Origin of the sequence: Marinobacter sp. 3-2 (assembly GCF_003751355.1) — a bacterium.
Lineage (GTDB): Bacteria > Pseudomonadota > Gammaproteobacteria > Pseudomonadales > Oleiphilaceae > Marinobacter > Marinobacter adhaerens.
In genome coordinates this window covers 757,672-772,925 of the sequence record NZ_RJUQ01000013.1, presented here as the reverse complement: position 1 = coordinate 772,925, position 15,254 = coordinate 757,672, and the positions used below count along the sequence as shown (strand labels likewise).

General features: G+C 58.3%; 17 protein-coding genes. 3 read left to right on the top strand and 14 right to left on the bottom strand.

Annotation, left to right across the window (positions count from 1 at the left end; all coding sequences use genetic code 11):
* Positions 1 to 3 precede the first annotated feature (3 nt).
* From tssK to tssB, 8 genes are all read right to left on the bottom strand, one after another.
* Positions 4 to 1,338, bottom strand: a complete 1,335-nt coding sequence (tssK, locus tag EDB94_RS10880) for a type VI secretion system baseplate subunit TssK (RefSeq protein ID WP_108018360.1) — start codon at positions 1,336 to 1,338, stop codon at positions 4 to 6.
* Positions 1,338 to 1,871: a type VI secretion system lipoprotein TssJ gene (tssJ, locus tag EDB94_RS10875; protein ID WP_008175720.1), complete on the bottom strand. Its 534-nt coding sequence runs from the start codon at positions 1,869 to 1,871 to the stop codon at positions 1,338 to 1,340. The genes tssK and tssJ overlap by 1 nt, the downstream gene beginning before the upstream one ends.
* On the bottom strand, positions 1,868 to 3,184 hold the full coding sequence (gene tagH / locus EDB94_RS10870; RefSeq protein WP_108018359.1) for a type VI secretion system-associated FHA domain protein TagH: 1,317 nt from the start codon (positions 3,182 to 3,184) through the stop codon (positions 1,868 to 1,870). Before tagH ends, tssJ begins: the two co-directional genes overlap by 4 nt.
* A 20-nt stretch (positions 3,185 to 3,204) precedes the next feature.
* Positions 3,205 to 4,221, bottom strand: a complete 1,017-nt coding sequence (gene tssG / locus EDB94_RS10865) for a type VI secretion system baseplate subunit TssG (protein WP_008175716.1) — start codon at positions 4,219 to 4,221, stop codon at positions 3,205 to 3,207.
* Positions 4,185 to 5,957 carry a type VI secretion system baseplate subunit TssF gene (gene tssF, locus EDB94_RS10860; RefSeq protein ID WP_108018358.1) on the bottom strand — a complete coding sequence of 591 codons (1,773 nt, stop codon included), beginning with the start codon at positions 5,955 to 5,957 and terminating at the stop codon, positions 4,185 to 4,187. Before tssF ends, tssG begins: the two co-directional genes overlap by 37 nt.
* Before the next feature lie 146 nt (positions 5,958 to 6,103).
* Entirely contained in the window at positions 6,104 to 6,544 is a 441-nt protein-coding gene (gene tssE, locus EDB94_RS10855; protein WP_062785799.1) for a type VI secretion system baseplate subunit TssE, read from the bottom strand.
* A 3-nt stretch (positions 6,545 to 6,547) separates the two neighbouring features.
* Positions 6,548 to 8,029 (bottom strand): type VI secretion system contractile sheath large subunit, encoded by a 1,482-nt coding sequence (gene tssC / locus EDB94_RS10850; protein ID WP_008175710.1) that lies wholly within the window; start codon positions 8,027 to 8,029, stop codon positions 6,548 to 6,550.
* A 56-nt stretch (positions 8,030 to 8,085) separates the two neighbouring features.
* Positions 8,086 to 8,583 (bottom strand): type VI secretion system contractile sheath small subunit, encoded by a 498-nt coding sequence (tssB, locus tag EDB94_RS10845; protein WP_008175709.1) that lies wholly within the window; start codon positions 8,581 to 8,583, stop codon positions 8,086 to 8,088.
* A 278-nt stretch (positions 8,584 to 8,861) separates the two neighbouring features.
* On the opposite strand from tssB, the gene EDB94_RS10840 reads away from it, so the two are divergent.
* On the top strand, positions 8,862 to 9,122 hold the full coding sequence (locus EDB94_RS10840; protein WP_008175707.1) for an acyl-CoA-binding protein: 261 nt from the start codon (positions 8,862 to 8,864) through the stop codon (positions 9,120 to 9,122).
* Between the two features lie 133 nt (positions 9,123 to 9,255).
* Complete coding sequence (locus EDB94_RS10835) at positions 9,256 to 9,573, top strand: site-specific integrase (RefSeq protein ID WP_108018357.1); 318 nt, start codon at positions 9,256 to 9,258, stop codon at positions 9,571 to 9,573.
* Between the two features lie 9 nt (positions 9,574 to 9,582).
* Here the strand turns inward: EDB94_RS10835 and EDB94_RS10830 are convergent, their stop codons facing one another.
* Positions 9,583 to 10,032: a hypothetical protein gene (locus EDB94_RS10830; protein WP_008175703.1), complete on the bottom strand. Its 450-nt coding sequence runs from the start codon at positions 10,030 to 10,032 to the stop codon at positions 9,583 to 9,585.
* Between the two features lie 111 nt (positions 10,033 to 10,143).
* Positions 10,144 to 10,659, bottom strand: coding sequence for a transcription elongation factor GreB (gene greB, locus EDB94_RS10825; protein ID WP_014578652.1), 516 nt, complete (start codon positions 10,657 to 10,659; stop codon positions 10,144 to 10,146).
* A gap of 302 nt (positions 10,660 to 10,961) precedes the next feature.
* Here greB and EDB94_RS10820 point away from each other — a divergent pair, with 302 nt between their 5' ends.
* Positions 10,962 to 11,243, top strand: coding sequence for a hypothetical protein (locus EDB94_RS10820; protein ID WP_108018356.1), 282 nt, complete (start codon positions 10,962 to 10,964; stop codon positions 11,241 to 11,243).
* 17 nt (positions 11,244 to 11,260) lie between these two features.
* Here the strand turns inward: EDB94_RS10820 and EDB94_RS10815 are convergent, their stop codons facing one another.
* The 4 genes from EDB94_RS10815 to EDB94_RS10800 all read right to left on the bottom strand — a co-directional run bounded on the left by EDB94_RS10815 (position 11,261) and on the right by EDB94_RS10800 (position 15,196).
* Positions 11,261 to 12,727 (bottom strand): HAMP domain-containing sensor histidine kinase, encoded by a 1,467-nt coding sequence (locus EDB94_RS10815; RefSeq protein WP_041645737.1) that lies wholly within the window; start codon positions 12,725 to 12,727, stop codon positions 11,261 to 11,263.
* On the bottom strand, positions 12,714 to 13,394 hold the full coding sequence (locus EDB94_RS10810; RefSeq protein ID WP_008175694.1) for a response regulator transcription factor: 681 nt from the start codon (positions 13,392 to 13,394) through the stop codon (positions 12,714 to 12,716). Before EDB94_RS10810 ends, EDB94_RS10815 begins: the two co-directional genes overlap by 14 nt.
* 103 nt (positions 13,395 to 13,497) lie before the next feature.
* A complete protein-coding gene (gene hyi, locus EDB94_RS10805) occupies positions 13,498 to 14,277 on the bottom strand; it encodes a hydroxypyruvate isomerase (protein ID WP_108018355.1) in 780 nt (259 codons plus the stop codon).
* Between the two features lie 7 nt (positions 14,278 to 14,284).
* Entirely contained in the window at positions 14,285 to 15,196 is a 912-nt protein-coding gene (locus tag EDB94_RS10800) for an NAD(P)-dependent oxidoreductase (protein WP_108018354.1), read from the bottom strand.
* Positions 15,197 to 15,254: the final 58 nt, after the last annotated feature.

Here is a 15,254-nt window from a genome sequence, read left to right as displayed (position 1 = left end):
GATTTAGCTCCTGATTGCCCAGAACTGCATTTCCATGCCCGGGAAACTGCCGGCCACGTGGAATGCGAAGCCGCTGGCGTTGTCGAGCATTTGCCAGGCCTGGCTCTGGTCGTCCAGGCGGAAGTACACGAAGCCGGCGTGGTACGGCAACTGCCGGGGTGCAACCGGCAATGCAGCAAGCGGAATCCCCGGCAGCTGCAGGCTGATCAGATCCCGGATCTTTTCCACCGAGGCCACCTTGCACTGCTGAGTGAACTGCTTGCGCAAGTCGTCCAGCGGCATGTCAGCTTTGACCGCCAGAATGAATTCCGCATCCCGGAGCAACTGGGCATCCTGGATCGGGGCCACGGTCAGTCCGTACTGGCGCTGCTGGAGCTGGATAGCCAGGGCCCTCGGTTCCAGCACTGTGCTCAGGGACTGCCGCAGAACCTGCATGAGCGGGGTAAAAGCATCCTCCGGGAGATCGTGGTCATAGGCCGGATACTCCCGCGGCAAGCGCCCTTCATCGGTGAAGGTCACCAGCTCACCACAAAGTTCAAGCAGGGCTTCGAACAGCCGTTCAGGATGCAACTGGCGAAGGCGAGCCAGATGCATGAACCTGGGGTGGGCGCGATTCAGCATCTGCAGCAACATGAAATCCGCCACGTCTGCAACGCCGGCCTGCCCAGGGGCACCGACACGCTCGGCAATATTGCGCGCCCGTTCCCGCATCAGTCCCGCCATTTCACCGACAAATCGCTGCAGCCTCGGTGCGGCTCGCACACTCAGCATGGTGGGGAGGAAGTTCGGATCCATCACCAGGCTTCCGTCCGGGCGCTTTTCAAGAATCCGGCCAATAGCCAGGGCCGCATAGGCGCTGCGATCTTCCCTCTCCAGCATCAGGCGGGGCGCCACTAGGCCCACATCAATGGCGTGGGCATCGCCGTCAATCGAATGCAGGTCCCGGATTTCCCGTGAGTCGGCACGGAACCGGCCGGCCACGGGGGCGTCCGGCCATTCCACTTCAGCCAGGCTTTCACTGCCCAGGGGTAACGCCAGGTAGACGACCTGGTTGGCCACTGAGGCATCGGTGATCTCCATCGGTTCAGGCATCACGTCGTCCTGGGGAAGACTGAAGCGGGTGCCATCCGGGAACAACCCCGATGCCCGAACCAGGCCAACCCGGCCGAAACTCAGATACTCCGCATTCAGCTCCAGGTCGCTGAAGCCATAGAGATAATCAGAGATCGCGAGCGCCCGTTCATTGATCTGATGCTCCAGATATCGTTGCTGTTGCTGGAAATGTTGAGGCTTGATAAACAGGCCATCACTCCAGACGACTCGATTGGTTACCGCCATCAGGTGTCATCCGAATGCTTGAGTTGAACTTCCCGCTCCCGCAGGTTCACTAGCAGGTTGTAGCGGCCGCCGATTGGATCCACCTTTACCACCTTCTTCCACTGGGACAGGTTGGGGTAGGCGTAAAAGGCGATCACGCCGATAAATCGGGTGTCCTCGCCAATCTCAAAGGGTTCGATGAACTTGAACTGGCCCGGCACCAGGGAGTAATCGCTGTGGTCCACATAGTTCTGGCCCAGTGACGACTCGAGGTCACTCAGTAGCTGGTCGAAATCCCCGGCCATCAGTAGTGAGCTGTCGCGCATCTCGATGATCTGAAACGCAACGGGCGTGGGTGCCAGGGATTCATTCGGGTTTACATCCGGTTCGGCCACCATGGTCAGTCCGACCCGGCTGGGCAGATCCTCCGGGTATCCCACCGGGATATCCGGGTCCCAAAGCACTTTTGCGGTTTTGGTGACCGCGTTATAGGGTGTGCTGCATCCGGCAAGCACGAATACGATGGCCAGCAAACTCCATTTGCAGGTCTTCACAACGGGTTCTCCCTCTGTAGTTGGCGCAGGTTCTGGTCGTAAGCCTGTTCGAACACTTCCTGGAACAGACGCTCGAATCCCTGCTGACGACTGGATTTCAACTCTCGGTAATAATGCTGGTACATATCCCATGCCCAGCGTCCCTCGTCCTCGTTCTGGCGCAGTCCCCGGCGGTAACCATGGAAACGACGCAGCAAGGCCTCGGGCGAAAAGGCATGCAGGATGGCCTCCAATGCCTCGCTGATGGCCTCACGGGTTGCCTGCTGGTGATGATTCAGGCTCTGCAGACTCTCCCGGACCGCCGCCGGCGCCGACAGGTGAACCGGGCTACGATGGCTGGCGAACAGGGTCTGCACCGTATCCTCATAACCCTCACCCAACCGCAGTGGATTATCCTCGATGGGTTGCAGGCGGGTTCGCAGCGCCTGATGCCTGCTGTCTTCTCCCTGATGCAGGGCCAACAGGCCTTCCACGGTCGACTTCAGTGTTTGCCCTGCTTCCTCCAGGAACAGACGCATCTCGTCGCTGTCGGCAAAGTCCAGCCCGACTTCCATACCCCGCAACAGGGGGGCACCACTGATGTGCTTGCTGCTCTGATCGGAAGCCTCCCTGCGATCAGCGCTCTCTGAAATCTCAGACATCCTGTCTTTCTCTCCTTTGCGAACTGGCAGGCCCATCGCTACGTCGCGGTTTTCACGGTACTCATCCGAAACCTGCCTTTCGGCGGCGCGCCAGGAGGTCTCGCTGACCATCAGCGCGTCAGCATCCGACTTCTGTTGGTCCGGCTGTAGGTTCCAGGGTGCCAATGGGTCATCACTGACTGCCTCCCCGGCTACCGCGCCAAAATTCTGCAGCGGCTCTGGGTTCTCAGTCTGGCTGGTTAAGTACCCGGCCCGCATCAGCGGCCCTTCATCGACATCAATCAGTTGCCGGGCCTGATCTGCCTCACCTCTCTCAAGCAACGGTTCACTTACAACCTCGGCCAACTCCGCACGAAGTTGATAGCGACCAATACTGATGGTATCGCCATGATTCAGTCGTGCCCGACGGCCCCGACCCACCGGCTGACTTGCGCTATTGATGTAGGTCCGGCCACTGCGATCAATCAGGCAGAAGCCGCCGTCCAGAAAACGGATCTCCGCGTGGCCGGGAACCGCACCCGTTCGGTGGGACGATAACCGCCAGGTATCACTGGCTGCTGTACCGATAGAGCCGCCACGAACACTGAAGCAGTGGTCGATGGTTGCCCCGCCGCCAGCAACAGTCGGATTGGTGACTGTCAGTTTGAGTCCCACAGCCTGTTGTTCATCCATGAATATCTTCCCTGCCGGATTCACCGGCGAATCTGGATCCGGACCGCCGGTCGGCGCCTTGCCTTTTCCGGGGTCACGAAGGAATTCCAGCCCAGCCGCACATCTTCTCCCAGCTCCATGGGACGGATGTCTTTCGGACGCATTTGAAGCTCCAGGTCGTACGCCAGCTGCTCCCGTGTGGTGAACTCAACGAGCTTGACCAGGCGTTGGTGGTCCTGGCCATTAGGCAGGAAATCCGCAAAGCGCTGTCGGCTGAGATTTCGCAACCGGAGCACGAATTTACCACTGCGGTCCCGAATGGCCGATCCCACCAGTGTGTCGCTGCCCAGACAGGCGTTAGCCTGGCCTAGTCGGGTCTGCTGATCATCGGCGATGGCCACCTTGCGCAGGACCCACTGTTCAATACTGACATCATCCAGATCGAAGCAATGGGCAACGATGCCGCTCACCACCTCAGGCGACCGGCTACGACCGGCCATCAGGCCGGAATAGGCCAGCATCTTGGACCAGTTCACCGGTGTCGCCTCCCGCAACCGGCTGTCGCCCAGACCTATCAGGGCAAAGATCAGCTCTGAAAAGCCGTCCGAGGCACCGGGTTGAAACCGAACGTAGTAGCGATACTTGCGCCATGCCCGGTGGAACAGCGTGACCAGGCGATGATTGAAAAAATCAAGAAAATGCCGCCGGATGCCCAGATTCTGCCCCGCTTCCCAGGCCAGGTCTTCAAGGTAATAGCCCGGCAACGGCGACTGTGAGCCGTGCAATCCCAGAAAGCTGACTTCCATCTGATACGGGGCGTGCTCGTGCTCCGGCGACAGCGCCGAAACCACATCGCTACCGGGAAACCCTAGCCCCGCGGAGGCAGAAAACCGGATCCTCTCCTGGCGGGGTTGATCGTCGCTGTTTCGCTCCAGGTCATCCCCGTGGTGCCGGTGAATCAGGTCCACCAGCTGGAAAAAACTGTATCGCCGCGCATTGCCCAGAACGGGTTGCAGCTCGGCTACATCAGCGGCTGCTGACCTTGCTGTAACGTCCATGTGTACCGTTCCTGGTTATCGGTGTTCACCACTTCCAGTTGGTGAAATGCGTTGATACTGGCGTAAAGAGCAAAGAACTGGCTGAGTACCGTGCCGAACAGGTAAAGATCGCCCTCCGATGCAAAGGCCTGCTGCTCCAGTTTCAGTACCGAGCGAATCCCCCGCACCGGCAGGCCTTTGACCATCCGGTCAACCGGAGCCGTCTCGATACAGGTAATACCAGCAAGACGCTTCTGTGATACCCGCTCCGCCTGACGGTCCACCAGAGCCCGGAAATCATAAACTCGAAGCACCGTGCGCAGAGCATCCACGTCCAGCATGGACAGGTAATTGAGCGACAGATTCGAGATCAGCGTCCACAAAAGGCTGCCATCCAGTGTTGGCCGCAGGGTCGCCGTGGGCCGGGTAATGTTGCTGAAGGCGGCAAACGCCGGCGTGCTCTCGGTCGCCATGCAGATTTCGCCTACCGCCAGTTGGCTGGGCAAGTGGCGGTTGGTGCAGGTGAGGGTCAGGGAAACCGCTTCCTGCCGACTCAGGCACTCCGACTCGTCGCCCCGGACAAACGACATATAATGATCAAAGCCGTCCCCGCGCACGCTATCCCGGGCCCGGACTCGATAGTACAGGGCGGTCCGTCCTCGATCCCGTTCCACCTCATGCTGGAAACTCTCAAAGGGCGTGTAGATGCGGGGCTCACCGCGCCCGGACCGTCCCTCCAGCCAGCCTTCCACCTGCTCAATGCTGAACACCTCGTAGTGATCCGGCGAGCGGCTGGAAGGCGAAATCCGGTATTCGGTCTGGCGGCCGTTCAGGTCCACCGGCTCACCTTCGTGGGTAAACAGGTTCACCGCCGGGGTACAATAGAGCTGGAAATTGTCCTCCCGCACTTTTGCATCCGGTGGCAATATCCGGCTGAAATGGAAACGCAGGCTGATTTCGTCGGCCTGCAGCGCTGGCAGCCGACGCCCGAGTCCGAGAAGATCCACAAAACGGAAGGCCTCCGGGAAACTGAGATACTCCTGTAGAATGCGGTAACCGGGGTAGGCGTTCTTGGGATACGGCAACAGGGCCTCTTCGTTGCCAAAACCGACCGGCCGCAAAAGCGAGGCAGGCAGACGGTAAACAGCGTCGCCCACCACCAGATCGATGCGTTCCAGATAGTGGTTCAACCAGAGAAAAAGGGTTTCGGCGATATGACTCTCGCCGCCCAGATAAAAGCGCAGGCTGTCCATGCCCAGTGACGACAGGGGCTGATCGGTGTGCAGTGCCAGGTCCACGGTCACTGAGGACACTTCCCGTGAGTGCTCTGCATGTGCCGCGGCAACGCTCACAGGAAATACATCCACCGCCCGGCAAGTACGAAACCGACACTGGGTCTGGCGATTCGCATCGCCCAGGGGACGGCTCTTGATCTCGGTATGACGCTCTACTCTCTGGCGTTCACTGATTGCATGCAACTGCGGATCGAAGCGCATGATCGTGCAACTGGGTACCGGCCGCAGATAATTCGGCCACAGCATGTTCAGCAGCGAGTGCGTGATCTCCGGAAACTCGTCCTCAACCTTTTCCCGCAGTTTGCCGGTCAGGAAAGCGAAGCCTTCCAGCAGCCGCTCCACATCCGGATCGGTACTCTGCTCTGAGAGGAACCGCGTCAGCTGTGGATGGGCATCTGCGAATTCCCGGCCCTGAAGCCTGAGAAAACTTAACTCGTCTCTGTAGAACCGATTTAACCTCATACTGCTACCGCATCCTTGGGAGTATGAGACGGTCGGTACACTTTTCTTCCGGGAAAAAACAACTCGCTACGCTCAGACATTTTTTTCCCTGCAGAAAAGCATCCCCACCGTCTCCTGCCATCCTTGGTGTTTGCTTATCCGTTTCGTTACACCACCTGGTAGTAACGTTTGTCATCCAATACCAAATCTATGGTTGTTTTGTCGTCTTTCGAACCGACGTTCAGATAGACCGTCACCTGAAACCGCAGCTGTAACGGATCAGGGCCCTGGGGCAAATTAACGACATCCACCCGCTTCACCCTGGGTTCGAACTTCTCGATGCACTGCCGGATCGCGCCACGGATCTGAACGCTCAGATCGTGGGTGCCGAGCGTGGCGTCGTTGAAGTCCAGCAGGCCCAGATCCGGTACACTGGCACTGTTACCCGGGTGGGCATTCAGCAGCCGAACCAGGTGGCGCTTGATCGATTCAACAACGCGGGTGACGTCTCCCATACTCTGGCCAGCCGGTTCAGCAGCCTGCTCGAGTCTCTCGAACAGGCTGCCGCTGCTGGCCTGCGATCCGTCGCTGGCCGGGTGCTGAAACACGGATTAATCCTTGTCCAGCCGGCCAACCAGTGACAGTTCGAAGTTGGCACCCATGTACTTGAAGTGGGGCCGAACCGCCAGGGACACCTGGTACCAGCCCGGATCACCTTCCACGTCAGAAACGGTGACCTGTGCCGCGCGCAGGGGGCGACGGCTGCGGACTTCGGCGGGCGGGTTTTCCTGGTCGGCCACGTACTGACGTATCCAGGTGTTCAGCTCCCGTTCCAGATCCTGACGTTCCTTCCAGGAGCCGATCTGCTCCCGCTGCAGGACCTTGATGTAGTGGGCCAGGCGGTTCACGATCATCATGTAGGGCAGCTGGGTACCCAGTTTGTAGTTGGTCTCCGCTTCCTTCCCTTCCTTGGTGTTAGGGAACTGCTTGGGTTTCTGCACCGAGTTGGCGGAGAAAAACGCAGCGTTATCGCTGCCTTTGCGCATGGTCAGGGCAATGAAGCCTTCGTCGGCCATTTCGTATTCACGACGATCGGTGATCAGCACTTCGGTCGGGATCTTGGCTTCCAGTTGACCAAAGGATTCGAACAGGTGCACCGGCAGGTCCTCGACTGCACCACCGCTTTGGGGACCGATGATGTTCGGGCACCAGCGGTACTTGGCGAAGCTTTCCGTCAGGCGGGTGGCCAGCAAGTAGGCCGTGTTGCCCCACAGGTAGTGTTCGTGGTCTGCCGACACGTCTTCTTTGTAGTTGAAGCTGCGCACCGGGTTTTCGGTAGGATCGTAAGGCACCCGCAGCAAGAAGCGCGGTGACGTGAGGCCCAGATAACGGGCGTCTTCGGATTCACGCAGGGAGCGCCATTTGGCGTATTTCGGGCCTTCGAAAACGGCCTTCAGTTCCTTGATGGCGGGTAGTTCCTGGTAACTGTCGACGCCAAAGAACGACGGTGCCACCGAGGACAGAAACGGAGCATGGGCCATCGCTCCGACAGACGATACGTACTGCAGCAACTTCATGTCGGGTGTGGACGGGGTAAAGGCGTAGTTGCCAACAACCGCGCCGACCGGTTCACCACCGAACTGGCCATATTCCGTGGAATAGATGTGCTTGTAGAAACCGGTCTGGGTAACGTCCGGCGCGAACTCGAAGTCTTCCAGCAGCTCGGTCTTGGTGGCGTGGAGGATATCCACCTTGATGTTCTCACGGAAATCGGTGCGGTCCACCATGAGCTTCAGGCCGCGCCAGGAAGATTCCAGCTCCTGCAGCTTGGGCGCGTGCAGGATTTCATCCATCTGGGCGCTGATCTTTCGATCCAGCTCCACCACCATCTGGTCCACCAGGGCCTTATTCACCGGCTGACCTTTTTCATCGCTTTTCAGCAGATTGGCTATAAATGTTGCCACGCCCTTGCGAGCGACATCGTAACCCTCATCCGCCGGCGCCATGCGGCTGTTGGCCATGACCTGGTCGAGGAGAGAGCCTTCAGTGACGGATTCGGAGGCAGCAGATTGCTGCACAGCAGTATCAGACATACCACATCCTTTTAGTACGTTTTGAATTCAGTCGGAAATTATGAGCGGGTGTTCCCTTACTCGTTGCTGTCTGTGGCCAGTTCCAGTTCGGCCAACAGCTTGTCCCGGGCGTCGTCGTTGTCCAGCAGTTCCTGAAGCTTGGAACGGAACGACGGTACGTTACCCAATGGGCCTTTCAGGGCCACCAGGGCTTCCCGCAGTTCAATCAGCTTGTTCAGCTCCGGAACCTGACGGGCAACGCTGTCGGGAGAGAAGTCATCAAGGGTCTGGAATTCCAGGTTTACCGGCAGTTCGTCGGCTTCCTCATCCAGCTTGTTGGTCACGGTGGTGGAAAGGGTCAGGCCGGCTTCCTTCATGACCGAACGGAAGTTGTTCTTGTCGACGGAAATGGCCTTGCGATCTTCGATGGGGGTTTCTTCTGCGTGTCCCTTGAAATCACCAACCACGAACATCTTCAGCGGCAACTCGGTTTCTGCCTGCTGATCTCCGGTGGCGGGGACGTACTTGATATTGATGCGCTCTTTAGGCGCGACGGAACCGTCTTTTGAAGACATGCGCTTGCTCCCTGTGCAAATCATTTGCAATTGTTCAATCCCTTGTACGCACCCTCCTGGCGCGCAACGAACAAAACTCTACACAGATCACTTGCCAGTCTCAAGCAAAAACTGGCCAACTTTGTTCGCGAATGTGCGGCCGGGCAAGCTTTTGCCAGAATACGCGGGATCTCCAATCTGTCATCACTCATACGAAAATTCAGTCAATGACGGCATTGTTGGCTGTGGCTATACTCGCCCAACGAGCAGGATCAACACGAAACCATAAGGAGATCAACATGAGTGACCTGAAAACCCGCTTCGACGAGGCCGTGAATTACATCCAGACTGCCGAGGGCGACTTCAAACCGTCCAACGAGATGAAACTGGAGTTCTATGCGCTCTATAAGCAGGCCACCGAGGGCGATGTGTCCGGCAAGCGCCCGGGCATGATGGATTTTGTCGGCCGCGCCAAGTTTGATGCTTGGGAAAAGGCCAAGGGCATGTCCAGCGATGAGGCCATGCAGAAGTACATCGACAAGCTTGAAGCCCTGAAATAACTGGTGTTCCAGCCCAGACTCTGGTCGAAAAATGACCAGAGTCAATCTTCCTGAATAAAGCTTTGCGCTCGTAAATGAGCTGTCATAAGATGCGCGCAAAATAACAATACCAATTCACCAGGAAGAGTTATTTATGGACATCACGGAAGCGCTGGAACAGTCCCAGCCAGGCTTGGTGGCACGGGTCAAGGACGCCATCCACGAACAAAAGCTCAATCAACGCTCGGAGCAAACCTACCTGCACTGGATCACCCGGTTCGTGCTGTTTAGTGATCTGAAAGATCCGGATGCGCTGGCCAATGAAGACCGCCGGCTGTTTCTGGAATACCTGAACGATCGCATGCGGGTATCCCGGGCGCGTTTCAATCAGGCCAGCCAGGCCCTGGCATTTTTCTATGAAGATGTACTTGGTAAGACGCCCGCCGGAGACAACGGCTGCGCCGCAGCCTGATAGCCTGTCTCAACGCTCATTCATATTGATGTTAAGCGCATCGTAAGTGCGGTTCTCGGGTGGGCGGATCACGTAGTTGTTGCTGTGGGTCTGCCCGGGGATGGATTTCGGATTGCTGAACCGGAACTCCACCGGAATCTGTGATCGGCCGAGGTCCGTGCGGTTATCTCCGGGTCGAAGCCCGAGGGGATCCAGGTAGAAGTCGTCTTCAACCCGGGGTTTGAGCGGTACACCCGCAGCCGGTGCCGCAAGGCCACCCTCGATAACGGTATTGGCCAGCGTCTCTTCCTCCATGGAATTCAGCTGGATGGTGTGGATGGTTGAGCGTTCTTCGTACTGGAAAGCACTGTCCTGCGCATCGCTCTGCGCAAAGGCCGCACCGGCAGAAAATGCCGCAGCCAAGACAAGCACCGTGATTACCCTGCTCTGAACGTTCCCCGCTTCTCCACGCATACCCATGGCATTTACCCCGGCAGACGATCCTGTCTGCGACCAGTTGTGACAAATTTTGATCAGTTTATCGACAAATCACACAACCTGCCCGGGCACTCGCCAATTTTGTGACATCATTCACTTGTCGTCGGATGGCGCCTCGTAGCGAATTCCTACGACAAAGACCGACTTCCAACCTTCCGGGGTGCGAACGCTCACTTCGTCGTCCAGGCGTTTGCCGATCAGGGCCCGGGCGAGCGGTGAGTTGATGCTGAGATAGCCTTTGTTCAAATCAAACTCGTCGGCGCCGACCAGGCGATAGGTCTGTTCGTCACCCTCTTCGTCTTCCACCGTTACCCAGGCACCAAAAAACACTTTGTCCCGGTCATCCGGCAATCGGTCCACAACGGTCAGCTCTTCCAGGCGCTTGCCCAGAAAGCGCACCCGACGGTCGATTTCCCGCAGCTGCTTCTTGCCGTAGATGTACTCGGCGTTCTCGGATCGATCACCAAGAGCGGCAGCTTCCCGCACGGCCTGAGTCACTTCCGGGCGCTTTACCTTCCAGAGATACTGCAGTTCATCACGCAAGGCCCGCTCGCCTTCCGGAGTGATGTATCTTGGGCGTGGGCCGCCATTACCGGGAACCTGGGTCATTGGTCTCGCAACGTCCTCTGCCAGTTGGGAATCAGAAATTGGAAGGGCATAAAAAAACCCCGTAAAAACGGGGTAAGGCTAGCGCTGTGCTGGAGGGAGAAGCAAGCAACAAATCTGCAGGCTTCCAAAGCTACAGTTTCAATTATGCACAGCATGGATTACACCGGCGTGGCCGAGGAATTACGTTTTGGTCAGGGAAACTACGAACGCTGGCCCCGGGAATTAGGTTGCAGACTCTAGGTTCGGAGCATAGCGTAGCGCTTATATTCTTTTCGAACGTTTCCATTCTCGGAGAAAACAACATGAATACACAGAAGCTGCTGAACATGGCACTCAATGGCGTGGATGCTATTGGTTACCGGCTCGACCAGTACGGAATTACTGGCAAGGTCAATCGGCACAACATTGCGGCTTTTCTCGCGGCCGAGCAGAAGCATCTGGAAGGTGAATGGGACAGCATTCAGGTGCGGGTAAACCGTCGCCGCTCCCAGGTGGAAAAGATTACCCACGAGATCGAGTCCCGAAGGGACGCGCTGATTGGCCCCGTGATGTCACGCATCAACCGTTTCCGCGCCAGTCAGTAAGTATTTACGCCGGCGGATCAAGAGGCGGTTCGGGTTTCCCCGGCCGCTGAATCCGTCGGCTGCTCGGCCTGGGCCGCGCGAATGCGTTTGCGGGCTTCAGTGTAGGCGGGAATCTTCACCGCCACGGTAAGCCCTGGCGATTCCTCCCCGGGATGCGTATCACTGAGGACAATCCGGCCCTGGTGAATCTCAGCAACAGCGCTCACAAGGCTCAGACCCAAACCATTCCCCGGTAGCGAACGGCTCTTGCCTACCCGGTAAAACCGCTGGAAGACCTGGTCTTTCTCGGCATCGGGAATACCGATTCCACTATCCCGAACTTCAAACACCGCATCGGCACCCTCGCGCCGAACCGAAACCCCTATAACGCCATGCTCCGGCGTATATTTGATAGCGTTATCAATCAGGTTGCTGACCATCTGAAACAGAAGGTCGCGGTCGCCCTCGATCATCACTCCGCTTTCCAGGCCCTGCTCGAACGACTGGTCCTTGTCCTCAGCCAAGGCCTCATAGAGCTCACAGGCATCGGTGACCAACTCATCCAGCGGCACAGGTTTCATGTCGGCGGTATTACCCCGGGTTTCCAGGCGGGCGATGCGCAACAACGCGTTGAAGGTGGCCAGCAGCTGATCGGCCTCCGCCACGGCGCGGCCGGCCTGCTCCCTCGCCTCGTCGTTATCCACCGACATCAGGGTGTTTTCCAGCTGGTTGCGGAGTCGGGTCAGGGGCGTGCGCAAATCGTGGGCAATACTGTCGGAAACGTGCCGGATGCCCTCCATCAGATACACAATCCGGTCCAGCATCTGATTCAGGTTTTCCGCCAGCTGGTCGAAATCATCGTCGGTGCCACGGGTTGGTATCCGCAGGGAAAGGTGGCCGTTCATGATCCGACGTGATGTGTTGTTGATAACCTCGATACGCCGGGTCGTACTGCGGCTCATCAGGAAACCACCAAGCAGCGCAAGGGCGAGGGTGATCCCCATACCCCAGTTGATGGCGGTTTCAATCACCCGCTTGAGGTTGGTGAGTTCGTCAACATCCCGTCCGACCAGCAGGCGCAAACCACCCTGAACCTCAAAGATCCGGGCACGGGCGAGGCGTTCGGGCCCCGTCCAGCCGACGGATTCGTTCAGGGTAAAATTGATCCAGCCGCTCTCTGACCGGCTGCCTTCCGGCCAGGTCTCTATGTTGCCGGCCAGCTTCAGGAAGTCGTCGGTGGTCAGCAGATAGATGGATTTGGCGTTGGGGTCGCGGGCAACACGCTCACGGATGATGGTGATGAGGCCATTTACGCCACGGCCACGATATTGCTCCGCCAGACCGGCAATTTCCGCTTCAATGGTTTCGTCGGTCTGGGCGGTCATGAAGCCCGCCGTACGCCAGTAGATAAAGGCCAGTAACAGAAATACCGAGGTGGCGAACACCACCATGTACAGCAGGGCTAGCTGGAAGGACGAGGTCCTGAGCTGGCTAAGCAGTTTCACGTAACATGTACCCTGCACCCCGGATGGTCTGCAGTAAGGGTGTATCGAATTCCTTATCGATCTTGGCTCGCAGCCGGCTGATGTGTACGTCGATAACGTTGGTCTGGGGATCGAAATGGTAATCCCAGACTTTCTCCAGCAACATGGTCCGGGTGACCACCTGGCCGGCATTACGCATCAGGTACTCCAGCAGACGGAACTCCCGGGGCTGGACATCAATATTCTGGCCGGCCCGCTTTACCGTGCGTGCGAGCAGATCCATTTCGAGGTCGGCGACCCGCAGTACGGTCTCGGTTTCAGCCGACTGCCGATTTCTGCGCACCAGGGATTCGATACGGGCCAACAATTCGGTGAATGAAAACGGCTTGGTGAGGTAGTCATCGCCGCCGCCACGCAAACCTTCCACGCGGTCGTCCACATCACCCAGGGCGCTGAGAATCAGAACCGGCACCTGGTTTCCGGTCGCACGCACGGTTTTAATAATGGACAGGCCGTCCATTCCCGGCAGCATGCGATCTACAATCATGATGTCGTAATCCTCGCTGGCCGCCATCATCATGCCTTCCTTGCCATCGGCTGCATGGTCGACCACGAAGTCGGATTCCTTCAGCCCTTTGACAAGATAATTTGCAACGTCCTGATCGTCTTCGATTACCAGCGCTTTCACCGGCTCTCCTCCCGATAGCGGATTACAGTAACGACAAGGGTACGAAGAAGTTGGCAACCCGGCCAGTTACGATCTTGTAAGAGGGTGTCGCCAATGGCGACGGTCAGGCTTTCCCCGGAAACCAGCCCAGACTCTCACCGGTCGCCCCGGTAGGCCGGTATTCCGCGCTTACCCAGCCGTCATATCCCATGGCATCGATAGCCGCAAAAACATTCGAAAAGTTAATCTCCCCCGTGCCGGGTTCGTGTCGCCCCGGGTTGTCCGCAAACTGAATGTGGCCGATCCAGGGCAAAAGACACTCCATGGAGCGCACCAGATCCCCTTCCATGATTTGCATATGGTAAAGGTCGTACTGCAGGCGCACGTTGTCGGCGTCGATTTCCTCGATCAGTGCGAGCACCTTGCCGGAGGTATCCAGTACGAAGCCTGGCATATCCACGCGCGAGTTAATGGCTTCCAGGCACAGGGTGATACCCTCGTCAGCCAGCTTGCCTGCTGCCCAGGCGACATTACTCACCAGCGTCTGCCAGGCAATGTCATCGGCAACGTTCGCCGGCTTCAGCCCCGCAAGGCAGTTCAGCTGCCGGCACCCAAGGGACTTGGCATAGTCGATCGCCTGATCCACGCCGGCCTGGAACTCCTCAACCCGGTCCGGGAGACAGGCGATGCCCCGTTCACCGGCGTCCCAGTTACCGGGCGGCAGATTGAACAGCACCTGAGTCAGCTGGTTATCGCTAAGCATCTGGCCGAGTCGCTCTTTGGGGTAGGCATAGGGGAACAGGTATTCCACGCCCTCAAAACCCGCGGCCCGGGCCATGGCGAAGCGCTCGGGAAAGTCCACTTCCGTGAACAGCATGGACAGATTGGCAGCAAAACGGGGCATGGCGTGTTTACTCCTTCGGTCCGCGGCCAGGGGAGCCAAGCAGGGCACCGTTCAGATGCTCCAGCTCCAGCAACAGGCCACTGTGGTCGACATCACTGTGGCCATTGGCCACCAGCGACAGGTATTCGTTATGCGTCTGTTGAGCCAGGGGCAGGGTCAACCCTTCCGCACGGGCCTCATCCAGAATCATCCGCATGTCCTTGAGCTGAATCCGCGCCGGCGCGCCGGGTGCAAATTCCCGGTCAATCATCCGTTGGCCGTGCAGCTCCAGAATCCGGCTACCGGCGAACCCGCCCAGCAACGCTTCCCGCACAGCGGCAGGATCGGCACCGCCTTTCGCCGCCAGCAAAAGCGCCTCGGACACAGCACCAATGGTGATACCAACAATAGCCTGATTGGCCAGCTTCGCCAGTTGCCCCGCGCCAACAGGACCAATCCGCGTGCACTTGCCGAGCGCCTCGAACACCAGCCGGGCGCGATCCACATCCGCTTCCGAGCCACCCGCCATGATACTCAGGCGGGCTTCAGCCGCGCCCACAGTACCCCCGGACACCGGCGCATCCACATACCCAGCGCCCTGCTCTGCAACCAACTCGCCATGCCGCCGGGCCACGGAAGGTTGAATTGAACTCATATCAATCACCAGCGCGCCCGGCTTCAGGGCATCAATCGCGCCCTGGGCGACCAGCACCTGCTCCACCACATCGCTGTTCTCCAGCATGGTGATCACCACATCGGCATTGGCAACGGCCTCCGCCGGGGATTCGGCGATCACCGCCTCAGAGGCAAACGGCTCGCACTTGCTGGACGTGCGGTTCCACAGAGTCATTGGAAAACCCGCGTTCAGGAGGTTACGGGTCATGGGCGTACCCATCAGGCCGATGCCGAGAAATGCAATATGGGGTTTAGTCGAGGTCATGGTTAGCTGGCCTTACTCAAAGGTTCGGGGCGTGGTTGGGAGGCGTCTTCCACAAAAG